This window comes from Aquimarina sp. AD1 (assembly GCF_003443695.1).
Lineage (GTDB): Bacteria > Bacteroidota > Bacteroidia > Flavobacteriales > Flavobacteriaceae > Aquimarina > Aquimarina latercula.
On sequence record NZ_CP031966.1, the window covers coordinates 2,390,182 to 2,401,656 of the forward strand.

An 11,475-nucleotide genomic window follows, 5' to 3' on the forward strand; every position below is an offset into this window, starting at 1 on the left:
TTATCTTATTGTCCGGTTACTACCTTAGGAAAACGAATTACCTTATCTCCTAATTTATATCCTTTTTCTATAACGTCTACGATTTTACCCTTTAATTCATCTGTTGGGGCAGGTATTTGTGTAATTGCTTCGTGATCATCCGCATTAAAAGCATCTCCAGCAGCTACCTCAACTTCTGACAAACCTTTCCCTTTAAGAGCTTCCTTCAATTTATTATGGATTAACTCCACCCCTTTTAACACATCTTTATCAGCAGACTTTTCAATCTCTTTCATAGCACGATCAAAATCATCCAAAACAGGTAACATAGATTGCATTACATCCTGACCAGCTGTCTTAAATAATTCTATACGTTCCTTTGAAGTACGTTTTTTATAATTTTCAAATTCTGCAAAAAGCCTCAAGAATTTATCTTTCTCCTTTTCCAGATCTTCTTTTAATTGTGTTTCAACATCTACTTCCTCTACTTCAGTATCTTCAACAGTAGTATCAAGTACTTCTTCTACTTGATCTTTTATATCTTCTGTATTTTTATTTTTCTTACTCATGTAACTAGTACCTTTTATAAGTTTCTTTTTTTGGAGATGCAAAAGTACTGCCATTTTTGAATAAATGTCATAATGTCACTGGAATATTTTAGTATATATTTAAGAGTATTCATTTTCTAAAAAAATAATTTTGAAAATTCAAACTATAAACTAACGTTATTATGAAAACCAAATTGATTAACCTATTTGCTGTGACTGCAATTATTGTAGCAGCAACTTCTTGTAAAGGTGAGAAAAAAAATGAAACAGAAGCTACGGCAGCTGAAGAAGTAGTAGAAGCACCAGTAGAAGCAATTACATACGTAGTAGACAACGCGGCAAGCACTATAGATTGGGTTGGAAAAAAGCCAACAGAAAATCATACAGGAACCATCAATATCGCAGATGGTAAGGTAAAAACACAGGATGGTAAAATCCAAAGCGGATCATTCGTAATTGATATGACATCAATTAACGTAACTGACTTAGAAGGTAAGCAAAAAGCAGGATTAGAAGGTCATCTTAAAGGAGAAGGAGAAGGTAAAGAAGATCATTTCTTCAATGTAGCACAATTTCCAAATGCATCTTTTGAAGTAACTGGTGTTTCTGAAAAAGAAGGAAAAACTGTTATTGATGGTAATCTTACTATTAAAGGAATTAAGAAAAATATTTCTTTCCCAGCATCAACTTCTGTAGAAGGAAATACTATGACATTAAACAGTGAAGTTTTTACTATCAATCGTACAGATTGGGGCGTAAATTATGGATCTAAATCAGTATTTGAAAATTTAGGTGACAAGTTCATTTTAGATGATATCGAGTTAAAAGTTAGCTTAAAAGCGACCAAAGCTTAATTAAAAAAGATTTTATCAAGCAAAAAGGTCCAGCATTTAAAATGTTGGACTTTTTTTATTTCTGAATTGAATCCATCAAACTAGATCTTCTATTGCCTGAGTAATATTTTCATATTTAAATTGAAAACCTGTTTTCAAAATTTTATCACAACATACTCTTTGACTGCTAAAAAGAAGCATATGCATTTCTCCAAGAACAAGTTTCATAGCAAAACGAGGAATATTGGGTAGTATTATTTTTTTCTCCATTTGGTCAGCTATAACCATTGTTAATTTATGATTAGAAATCGGATTTGGAGCGACGGCATTATATAAACCGTTTAATTCTTCTTGAACCACGTGCATAAACATTTTTGCTAGGTCTTCTACATGTATCCAGCTTTGCCATTGCTTTCCATTTCCAAACACAGCTCCCATTCCTTGCTTTATAGGTTTTGCGATTTTAGGAAATGCGCCTCCATTATCAGAAAGCACCAATCCTATCCTTAGTAAACTAACCTCTATATTTAGTGTATCAAACTCTTGGACAGCCGATTCCCATTTTTTCACCACTTCTCCTAAAAACCCATTATCAACTTTATTGGAATCTTCCATATAATAATTCTGAAAAGAATCTGGGTAAATCCCAATCGCACTAGCTGATACAACTTGACGTATCGAATGTTTTATTTTTTTTAATGACTCTAAGATTAATGAAGTTGTAAGAACACGACTGTCAATAATTTCTTTTTTATAACTGCTCGTCCAACGTTTCGCTACTGTAGCACCCACAAGATGAATAATAACTTCGACGTCTTTAAAACAATCTAAATCAATTTCTCCAGAACTTGGATTCCAATAATATCCTTGATAATTCTTTTCAGATGTCAGTTTATTTTTACTTGTAGTAAGATAATTGACATCAATAGAAGATTGATGACATAACCTTACAATTTCCTGACCAATAAGTCCGGTTGCGCCAGTAATTAAAACTTTCATAATAAAGTAATTTATTGCAAAGTAATACGAGGGTTTAACATAACCTACCGATTTATTATAGGTTTAACACACTAAGAAAACTGTATTTTAATTTTCTAAAATCCATTATCAACCGTTCATTATTTTAGTGGCTCGAAGCATTTCTCTTTTGCCAGGAGGTCCAGGAAGTCTTTCTACAGTAAAACCTACTTCTTGCATCGCACGCCTTACGCTTCCCTTTGCAGAATACGTAACTAAAACCCCATGATCTAAAAGTGCATCATACATCTTTTTAAAGATATCTACTTCCCATAAAGTTGGCTGTACTCGAGCTCCAAATGCATCAAAATAAATCAAGTTATAACAAGATTTATCATCAATATCTTCAAAAAACTGTTGTCTCTTGGTAAGAAAAAATGAATCCGTTATAGCATGTTGATCCCCCCAAGAAGATTGATGAAAATGATCAAAAACAGCTACCTGATCTTGAGCTGATAATTGCTTTAAGTAATTCAGACATTTCACCTCTTCCATCAAAACAGGATACGCCTCTACTCCAACATAATATACTTTTTGAGAAACTTTAAGTGCTTCTAAATATGTTATAAAGGCATTTAAACCGGTACCAAAACCTATTTCTAAAACATGTAACTCTGGAAATGCTTTTGATTCTAAAACATGATCAAAACCCTTATCTATAAAAACATGTTTTGCCTCATTGATAGCTCCATGTTTAGAATGATAATGCTCATCAAGTTCCGGAAAATGAATAGTAGTAGAACCATCAGAAGTAGTAATAATCTCCCTTTTTAGATTCTTTTTCATTATTGTTTTACTAAAACTCCATCTGCCATAAAAGAATATGTTTTCTTAGGAGCAGTAATTGCTGCTATCTCAGTTTCTGATTTTCCTGCATCAGAAGCTAAATGACGTAATTCTTCCAAAGAAGTTTCCGAGACATACGCCTTACCCTGAACAATTATTGTGTCGTTCTCTATATCCTTTGGAACAAAAAAACCATAATCTTTAAATTTCACCATTGTTTCTTGATCATTTCCTAAAGCAACTTTCATCCAACATCCTTTAGCTTTACAAACATCGTTTACTGTACTAGAAAAAGTGATATCAATAGTATCTCCTTCACTAAGATTTTCGTATTTTTCTGCTATTGCATCCTTATAAAAAACTGTTTCTGATGAAACTTCTCCTCCAAAATTATCATATTGACTTAGTGTTACATCCGCAATTGAGAAAGATTCTTTTTCTTTTTGAACAGAATTACAAGATACTAGAAATGATAATCCGGCAAAAAATAGTGTGATTTTTTTCATGATACATTATTATTAATGATGTTTAGCAAAATTAAACATTTTTAAAATTCTTAATTTATAAGAAAAGGGTATTTTTGTTTAAAATATTAAATGAGTATATAGATCTATTATTATTTTAGAACTAATACAACAATTAATAAAAACTTTCATAACCCAATAAATTAAGTATCGGATGAGAAATGCAGTTCCGCAAGAGATCGAAATTACCAAGATAAATGAATCAAAAATCAGTCAAGTAGATTTTGAAAAATTAGCTTTTGGTAAAGTTTTTACAGATCATATGTTCATATGTGATTATGTCAACGGAGAATGGCAAACACCAAAGATTGTCCCTTACGGACCTCTAACACTGGATCCATCTGCTCGAGTATTTCATTACGGGCAAGCTGTTTTTGAAGGAATGAAAGCTTATAAAGATGATCAAGGTGATACTTTCTTGTTTAGGCCAGATGAAAACTTTAAACGAATTAACAAGTCTGCTGAGCGATTAGCAATGCCAGAATTTCCCGAAGAGTATTTTTTTGACGGACTAAATACGTTATTAAAACTAGATAATGAATGGATCAAATCTGGTTTTGGTAACTCCTTATATATACGCCCATTTGTAATTGCGACACAACCCAGTGTTTCTGCATCAGAAGCTGATGAATATCGTTTTATGATTATTTGTTCACCTGCACAATCTTATTATAGTGGTGATGTTAGTGTATTAGTTGCAGAAAAATTTAGTCGATCTGCAAGCGGAGGTTTTGGATATGCTAAAGCTGCTGGTAATTATGCAGGGCAATTTTACCCAACCAAACTAGCTAAAGAACAAGGATATCAACAAATTATCTGGACAGATTCTAACACTCATGAATATGTGGAAGAGGCTGGAACCATGAATGTTTTCTTCAGAATTAATGACACGTTATTGACAGCACCCGTTAGTGATAGAATCTTAGATGGGATTACTCGTAAAAGTTTGATTGCATTAGCAGAGAAACAAGGATATGACGTAGAGGTGCGCCCTATAAAAGTTAGTGAAGTTGTAGATGCTTTTAAAAATGGTAGTCTTAAAGAAATTTTCGGAGCAGGAACTGCGGCAGTAGTAAGTCCAGTAAAAGCATTCGGTTATAAAGGAGAGCATTATGAGCTAGAAAAACAAGAAAATTCATATGCTTCCCATTTTAAGAAAGCTCTTATGGATATTCAGTATAATAAAGCTGAAGATGCTTTTGGATGGAGAACGAAGGTGTAATTACTGAACTAAGATTAACAAATTACGAATTTATATAATCAAAAAATGCCTCAAGAGAATTCTTGAGGCATTTTTTGATTTATAATTATCGGTCTAAAATCTCCTTGATATTCGGTTTGAAATAATTAGGGCCTTTTAGCACTTTACCATCTTCTCTATATATCGGTTTTCCATCTTCTCCCAATTTACTCATATTACTTCGTTGTATCTCTGCAAACACTTCTTCTATTTTATGTTGCATTCCATGTTCTATAATAGTACCGCATAGAATATAAAGCATATCACCTAATGCATCCGCCACTTCTACCAAATCATTATCTTGTGCGGCCTCTAGATATTCTTCATTTTCTTCTTTCATTAAATTAAAGCGAAGTGTGTTTTTAGCTTCTCCTAAATCTGCAATAGGCTCATTTTTATATCCTATCTCGAATGCTGTATGAAATTCCTGTACAGCAGCAATTTTATCTTTCATGTATTTCCTCTAATAAGTTATCTTTGCTGTAAAAATAGCATAAATATGTTTAGTACTGGTCAATGGATATTTGCAGGATGTTTTGTAATAGCTTTTATTGTTTTAATGATTATCAGCTACCGAAAAGATCTTAAACTACATCGCAAATACTACAAAGGCAGTATTTTTATTCTCGTTGGTTTTATTATCTTTATTTTACTGCTTTTCGTACTAAAAACGTATTTAAGGCCAGAATAAAAACTATACCCCTAGTTTTCAATTAAATAGTAATTCCTATTACCTAGGATCATTGGATCAGTAGGAAGGTGTTGTTATGGTGTTTTTTTAGATACCTTTAGAAATATACCTTGTATTGGGTATACAAACAACAACTTATTTTAATGAGATTTGGAGTAACTAAATAACCTAAAAATGGAAGATAATTTTTATCGATTTACTGACCTATGCCATGTAAATCAACCTGAGAACTCCTATTGGTGTTGGGCTGCATGTGCTGAAAAAATGATTAAAGGACTTTACTCAAAATCTGAAATAGGCACAAGTAAATGTGAAATTGTTTCATATTACAAAAACCATGTTTTATCTACATATAATAATGATGATCAACTTAATCTTACCAGCTGTTGTAGTGATTCAGGAGAGTTTTTTAATGAATGTAATATTGGATTAAAGGATAAACATTTTATCAAAATCTTCAATAAAGCCGGATTTGAATGCGAAGAATTTTTGGAAACCAATAATCTTAAAAATATTGATTTCATTATCGAAAAACTTGAAGAAAACGACTCTCCAATTGTTTTAAAATTGAATACTTCCATGGCACATATGGTTCTAATTAGTGGTTATGGAAAAACTCCTGAATGCAACTATGTCTTTATTGGAGATCCCTCTCCTGGTATTGGAGAAAAATATGTTCGTTTTGATGTATTCCTAGAAGAATATATTTTGAATTCAAATGTAGCAAAATTTTGGGCATCAAAAGTTAAAAAAGTTGATGTTAATAATAAAAATCTTGCACTGGACCCTAATGTTACCAATGATCTCGAAGAGTTTTCAAAGAGCTTTAATTCTAAAATTGATAAAATAAATAATCTTAAATCAAAATTTAGAGTAAACATTTCCTTTATCAATGAAAATCTCGATACTGAAGAATCATCACTTATTAATGAAAATTATCAAAAAGAATGGAAAGATTTTGACTCATTATCAACTATTTTATGTATTCCAAAAGTACCAACAGGTTTTCATCTAGAATTTGATTTATTAGAAAATATTAGAGAAAAAATAACTCTCGATGAAGAAATTAGTGACTTACATATTATAAACTTCAATGAGTTTTTCACTACTGGAGTTATAAGAGATAATTCTGGTGTTAAAGAAATAAAGCCTATCAACTTTCCTTTAAATTACAAACTCGATAACTCTTGGCAAGAATATGATAAATTTTACTCAGCATTACAAAAACAACCAAAAGGAGTGTTTTTTGAAGACTAAATAACTTTACAAATAATTGAAATATGGCACATGAAAATTTAAAATTCGTAATTCGTTTAGAAGATCGAGATGTTTGGCAACCTGTATTTGGTTCGCAAGATTTTGGTACTTTTTATATGATTTATATTAAGATTAAAAACATCCAAGATATAACTGGTGATGATGGTACTCCATTTTTCTTATACACCTGTGATTTTAAATTACAAAATTATAGAGGTGCAATTACTATGGGACTTTCGGGATCACCGGATATAAAAATTGATAGTACTGCAGTTGAAGGTGTTGATGCTTTTCTAAACATTTCTGTTTCTCCCTTTTACATTAACAATGAAATACTTGATGAAAACATCATTGTTAAACATCCAATACAAGCAGGTATGACATTACAAACTAATTTCACCTTAAATGCACCGCCACAACATCTTTTTGACCCAGCTAATCCTGATAAATCAGTATATTTAAGTCCTTATCGTCTTATAAGAGATGGTGAAGCCTATTCCGAAATATCAACGAGAAAGCTAGGATCTAACGAACCATTTCCTATTCCAAAAGATATTGGATGTGAATTTGGGCCTTGTATTCCTGATAGATCAATCATAAAATAAATCATACGAATTGAAAAAAATTTCACTACTCTTTTTTTTATTCTCCATTTCATTAAATGCTAATGAAATGGAGATATTTTTCAATTACATAAATACTGGAAATTATAATTTAGCTAGAACTTCATTAAATAATCTACCTAATAAAGAGTTAAAAACTGAATTAAATATATTCTTGGATATAGTTCATCTAGGTATTTTTCCTAAAAATTATAAAAAATCAAATTCCAAAAATCCATTTTCTCTTCAAAATAACATTTCAACATTAAATAATGGTTTATATGATTATTTAAAAAAAGGCAATGAAATATCAGCATTTAAAATTTTTAAAAAAAGCTTAGAAATTGCAAAAAAAAGAAATGATAAATTATTAATTCGTGAATCTATTAAATTCATTTTAGAGATCTACGAACGCTTTAATATGATGATTGAAGATACTTCATATAAATATTTTATAAATGAGTGCAAAAAAAACACCACAAACACATTAGATAACCAAATTTGTACATTCTATGAATATCGCATAACACAAAGATACTTTTATAGGACCCCGGAGGAAATAAAAAATTATTATGTAAAAGCAAACAAATTTATTGATAAAAGTAGTCCGGAATTTTTAAAAGCGAAATTAGACCTTACTAATTCAGCTTACCATCAGCTAGTTACAAAAGATATAGATAGTAGCCATATTTATTTAACTAACTCAATAAATATATTAAAGAATTTAGATGGTTATTTTGAAAATGAACGTTTACAAGCTGCCATAATAAATAATGCTGTTTTACAATTTAAAAAAGGGTTGTTACAAAAAAGCGAAATCTCACTTAATAATATTAAAATAAAAAAAGATGGTTACTTATTTAAATTATTAAGGACTTATTTACATTTTTGGAAATATAAATTATATAAAACAAAAGGTGATTCAACAAAAAGCCTTTATTATTATAATAAATATCTTATTAATGAATTAAAAAACAATCAAGCTAAAAACTTACAAATTGTTTCAGAATATGAAACAAAATTTCAAACCGCAGAAAAAGAAAAACAAATCCTAATTGAACAGCAAAAAAAGAAACGAAACCAAAACATAGCTATAGGTTTAGGTGGGTCACTTTTTCTAGGAAGTGTTATTGCGATTCTTATTTATAGAAACACCAAACGCAAACAACGTATCGCCGAACAAGAACGGGAGATCGAAATTCAAAAGACAGAAAAACTACTCAGAGAACAGGAACTTACGGCAATTGATGCTATGATTTCTGGCCAGGAAAAAGAACGACAACGATTGGCTAATGATCTACACGATAATCTAGGGAGCACACTAGCAACCGTAAAACTGCATTTCGATCATTTAAAAAACAACCGTAATAACCCAAAAGTAGAAAACATAGAAGAATTATACAGTAAAACCAATAATTTACTAGATGAAGCGTATCAAAAGGTGCGTACTATTGCTCACGAAAAAAACAGTGGTGTTATGGCCAAACAAGGATTATTACCTGCTGTTAGAAACCTTGCAAAAAAAGCTTCTAATGGTAATAGATTACAAATTGAAGTTCAAGATTACGGACTAAATGAACGATTAGACAATGCATTAGAAATTTCTATCTTCAGAATTATTCAGGAGCTTATTACCAATACTATCAAACATGCCGACGCTTCAGAAATTGGTATTTCTCTTACTAATCACGACTCTTTATTGAATATCATTGTAGAGGACAACGGAAAGGGGTTTAATGCGAAAGTATTACCCGAAAAAGATGGAATGGGATTAAAAAGTATTGAAAAACGTATAGAACATCTAGAAGGAACTTTTGAGATTGATTCTACCATAGGAAAAGGAACTAACATTATTATAAATATACCTATATGATCACAGTAGCCATAGCAGAAGATCACCAATCACTTATCGATGGAATAGATTTACTTCTCAAATACGAAGAAGAAATAAGCATTATCGGAAAGGCAAATGATGGCGAAGAATTGTTAGCTATTGTTAGAAGAAAACAACCCAAAGTAGTACTTATGGATATCCGTATGCCCAAAATTGATGGTATTGCAGCCACTAAAATCATAAAAAAGGAACTACCATACACTAAAATTATTGCCTTCTCTATGTTTGATCAAGAAGATGCTGTGAGACAAATGGTGGCTGCGGGAGCGTCTGGGTATTTATTAAAAAACTCCCCTTTAGAAGAAGTTTTAACTGCTATACAAGAAGTTATGAAAGGTAACACATATTATGACGCTTCTATTGATCCTTCTTTTTTTTCGGAAGAGACAAAACAACAAGTAAAGAAACAGGTGCTTTCTAAAAGTGAACGTGAAATACTAACGCTTATTGGCCAAGGAAAAACCTCATCCGAAATAGCAGCAATTCGCTTCAACTCTGTATCAACTGTAGAAACACATCGTAAAAATATTATACGAAAATTAGGGCTGCAAGGAAAAGGAGAATTGCTTCGATATGCTATTGAAAAAAAATATGATTTTTAAAAGACTAAAGCTTATCCAATACAAATCAAAAATACCCTATTACGGGTATTTTTTTATGCTCATTTCGAAGGTAGATTTGATGTAAACAAAAAATACCATTCAAATGAAAAATTTTTATCTAATTACAATTATTGGAATACTATGTTGTTACAGTTGTAGCGAAGACAATGGCGATTCAGGAAATTCAGGGATATCTGATCCTGCGCAAATTGCTACTATTATGAACGACAATTTAATATTACCTCCCGGTTCTTTTACGGTAGATCCAAATACCGTACAAATTGATGAATCCATAACTATTGGTAATGGTTCTTCTAGCATTGTGCCATTAGCTTCTGGACAATCCATGACTAATTCTATATCATTTAACGCTCCAAACGGAAATGTAAATGCTGTAGGAATGCGATTCGGTACAACAGGGCCTATTTATTTTGTTCCTGTAAATACCAACGGTGCCACTGCTGGTACTGGAAATTTTGATTTTTTAATCAATCAAGGAATCTGTGCAGATTTATCACAAGTATGTCATGATATCAAATGCTATGAATTTGCACAAACATCTTCTGGAAATATCTCTAGAGCGAACATAAGAGATGTAGCTATGCTCTGCGGTAATTGTGATGAACCTTCGTGTCAAGGTTTAGTTGATGCATCTGATTGTGGAGGATTAGCTGGACAAGACGGAAGTCCGAGATTTAACCTTACTTGGTCCGGCAGTGCTGATTTAGATTTGTACGTTCAAGATCCGAATGGTGAAACTTTATCTTTTAACAATCCACAATCAAATTCTGGAGGTGCATTAGATATAGATTGTACCGGAAATTGTTCAGGTGGTAATTCAGAAAATATCACTTGGGCCAATGGAGGTCCTTCAGGCACATATCAATTCTATGTAAATATTTTTAGTGGAAGCGCTACATCATATACTATAACTGTAAGAGATAATGGTAACACTGTAAATACATTTAATGGTACTATCAGTAGTGGAAATTCTAACACATTAACATACACAAAAAACTAGACCTTTATTTTTTAGTGAGTCAAGTTAGCTAAGAAAATACCCCTAATTGGGTATTTTTTTTTGCTAATCTCCTGCCTAGTTTTAACAAAACTTTTAAATATTTTAATTATGATCAAATTGAAACTTTCCGATTTTGAAATTGACAATGTTTCTAAGAACTACAATTTCAGAAGGACATTTTATTCTGCTTTATTAGTATCATCTCTAGCAGTAACAACTTCTTGTACTACTGACAGTCCCGTTTGCACCGATAGTAATAGTGGGGATGCGGTAGGAGCTGGTGTTAACTGTGCGGACTCAGATTAATTTACTCGAATTTTAAAAAAACAAAAGAAGTTACCTTGTTATTCAATAAAATTGTAACTGGAAAAATACCCTCTTTTGGGTATTTTTTTGCACGTAATTCAATAGTAATTTTAACATAACACTAAACAATAAAAGTTATGATTAAAGTTTTTACATTCTCTAAAAGATTACTCAA

The 11,475-nt window shown here is 31.4% G+C and carries 13 protein-coding genes; 8 read left to right on the forward strand and 5 right to left on the reverse strand.

Translation table 11 applies throughout. From position 1 onward, the window contains the following. Positions 1 to 5 precede the first annotated feature (5 nt). Positions 6 to 548, reverse strand: coding sequence for a nucleotide exchange factor GrpE (locus tag D1815_RS10545; RefSeq protein ID WP_027395463.1), 543 nt, complete (start codon positions 546 to 548; stop codon positions 6 to 8). Positions 549 to 709: 161 nt separating this feature from the next. On the opposite strand from D1815_RS10545, the gene D1815_RS10550 reads away from it, so the two are divergent. Continuing rightward, positions 710 to 1,381 carry a YceI family protein gene (locus D1815_RS10550; RefSeq protein WP_027395462.1) on the forward strand — a complete coding sequence of 224 codons (672 nt, stop codon included), beginning with the start codon at positions 710 to 712 and terminating at the stop codon, positions 1,379 to 1,381. A gap of 75 nt (positions 1,382 to 1,456) precedes the next feature. On the opposite strand, the gene D1815_RS10555 is transcribed toward D1815_RS10550, so the two are convergent. The 3 genes from D1815_RS10555 to D1815_RS10565 all read right to left on the reverse strand — a co-directional run bounded on the left by D1815_RS10555 (position 1,457) and on the right by D1815_RS10565 (position 3,669). Then, positions 1,457 to 2,359: a TIGR01777 family oxidoreductase gene (locus tag D1815_RS10555; RefSeq protein WP_118386859.1), complete on the reverse strand. Its 903-nt coding sequence runs from the start codon at positions 2,357 to 2,359 to the stop codon at positions 1,457 to 1,459. Between the two features lie 108 nt (positions 2,360 to 2,467). Further along, complete coding sequence (gene mnmD / locus D1815_RS10560; protein ID WP_118386860.1) at positions 2,468 to 3,163, reverse strand: tRNA (5-methylaminomethyl-2-thiouridine)(34)-methyltransferase MnmD; 696 nt, start codon at positions 3,161 to 3,163, stop codon at positions 2,468 to 2,470. Next, positions 3,163 to 3,669: a DUF4920 domain-containing protein gene (locus tag D1815_RS10565; RefSeq protein ID WP_118386861.1), complete on the reverse strand. Its 507-nt coding sequence runs from the start codon at positions 3,667 to 3,669 to the stop codon at positions 3,163 to 3,165. Before D1815_RS10565 ends, mnmD begins: the two co-directional genes overlap by 1 nt. Before the next feature lie 172 nt (positions 3,670 to 3,841). Between D1815_RS10565 and D1815_RS10570 the strand changes: the two genes are divergently transcribed. After that, entirely contained in the window at positions 3,842 to 4,909 is a 1,068-nt protein-coding gene (locus D1815_RS10570; RefSeq protein ID WP_118386862.1) for a branched-chain amino acid aminotransferase, read from the forward strand. Positions 4,910 to 4,994: 85 nt separating this feature from the next. Here D1815_RS10570 and D1815_RS10575 read toward each other — a convergent pair whose 3' ends face one another. Continuing rightward, positions 4,995 to 5,381, reverse strand: coding sequence for a nucleoside triphosphate pyrophosphohydrolase family protein (locus D1815_RS10575; protein ID WP_118386863.1), 387 nt, complete (start codon positions 5,379 to 5,381; stop codon positions 4,995 to 4,997). A 411-nt stretch (positions 5,382 to 5,792) separates the two neighbouring features. Between D1815_RS10575 and D1815_RS10585 the strand changes: the two genes are divergently transcribed. The 6 genes from D1815_RS10585 (at position 5,793) to D1815_RS10610 (ending at position 11,300) form a co-directional block, all read left to right on the forward strand. Beyond that, positions 5,793 to 6,875 (forward strand): papain-like cysteine protease family protein, encoded by a 1,083-nt coding sequence (locus tag D1815_RS10585; RefSeq protein ID WP_027395455.1) that lies wholly within the window; start codon positions 5,793 to 5,795, stop codon positions 6,873 to 6,875. Positions 6,876 to 6,898: 23 nt separating this feature from the next. Next, on the forward strand, positions 6,899 to 7,480 hold the full coding sequence (locus tag D1815_RS10590) for a hypothetical protein (protein WP_027395454.1): 582 nt from the start codon (positions 6,899 to 6,901) through the stop codon (positions 7,478 to 7,480). Positions 7,481 to 7,490: 10 nt separating this feature from the next. Next, positions 7,491 to 9,350 carry a sensor histidine kinase gene (locus D1815_RS10595; protein WP_162897357.1) on the forward strand — a complete coding sequence of 620 codons (1,860 nt, stop codon included), beginning with the start codon at positions 7,491 to 7,493 and terminating at the stop codon, positions 9,348 to 9,350. Continuing rightward, positions 9,347 to 9,973 (forward strand): response regulator transcription factor, encoded by a 627-nt coding sequence (locus tag D1815_RS10600; protein ID WP_108801576.1) that lies wholly within the window; start codon positions 9,347 to 9,349, stop codon positions 9,971 to 9,973. The genes D1815_RS10595 and D1815_RS10600 overlap by 4 nt, the downstream gene beginning before the upstream one ends. A 103-nt stretch (positions 9,974 to 10,076) precedes the next feature. Then, positions 10,077 to 10,994: a YfaP family protein gene (locus tag D1815_RS10605; RefSeq protein ID WP_118386865.1), complete on the forward strand. Its 918-nt coding sequence runs from the start codon at positions 10,077 to 10,079 to the stop codon at positions 10,992 to 10,994. A gap of 108 nt (positions 10,995 to 11,102) precedes the next feature. After that, complete coding sequence (locus D1815_RS10610; protein ID WP_118386867.1) at positions 11,103 to 11,300, forward strand: hypothetical protein; 198 nt, start codon at positions 11,103 to 11,105, stop codon at positions 11,298 to 11,300. The last annotated feature ends 175 nt before the right edge of the window (positions 11,301 to 11,475 follow it).

Excerpts from the sequence above, each read along its gene's own strand:
- D1815_RS10545 (WP_027395463.1), bottom strand. The coding sequence starts at position 548 with ATGAGTAAGAAAAATAAAAATACAGAAGATATAAAAGATCAAGTAGAA.
- D1815_RS10550 (WP_027395462.1), top strand. The coding sequence starts at position 710 with ATGAAAACCAAATTGATTAACCTATTTGCTGTGACTGCAATTATTGTA.
- D1815_RS10555 (WP_118386859.1), bottom strand. The coding sequence starts at position 2,359 with ATGAAAGTTTTAATTACTGGCGCAACCGGACTTATTGGTCAGGAAATT.
- mnmD (WP_118386860.1), bottom strand. The coding sequence starts at position 3,163 with ATGAAAAAGAATCTAAAAAGGGAGATTATTACTACTTCTGATGGTTCT.
- D1815_RS10565 (WP_118386861.1), bottom strand. The coding sequence starts at position 3,669 with ATGAAAAAAATCACACTATTTTTTGCCGGATTATCATTTCTAGTATCT.
- D1815_RS10570 (WP_118386862.1), top strand. The coding sequence starts at position 3,842 with ATGAGAAATGCAGTTCCGCAAGAGATCGAAATTACCAAGATAAATGAA.
- D1815_RS10575 (WP_118386863.1), bottom strand. The coding sequence starts at position 5,381 with ATGAAAGATAAAATTGCTGCTGTACAGGAATTTCATACAGCATTCGAG.
- D1815_RS10585 (WP_027395455.1), top strand. The coding sequence starts at position 5,793 with ATGGAAGATAATTTTTATCGATTTACTGACCTATGCCATGTAAATCAA.
- D1815_RS10590 (WP_027395454.1), top strand. The coding sequence starts at position 6,899 with ATGGCACATGAAAATTTAAAATTCGTAATTCGTTTAGAAGATCGAGAT.
- D1815_RS10600 (WP_108801576.1), top strand. The coding sequence starts at position 9,347 with ATGATCACAGTAGCCATAGCAGAAGATCACCAATCACTTATCGATGGA.
- D1815_RS10605 (WP_118386865.1), top strand. The coding sequence starts at position 10,077 with ATGAAAAATTTTTATCTAATTACAATTATTGGAATACTATGTTGTTAC.
- D1815_RS10610 (WP_118386867.1), top strand. The coding sequence starts at position 11,103 with ATGATCAAATTGAAACTTTCCGATTTTGAAATTGACAATGTTTCTAAG.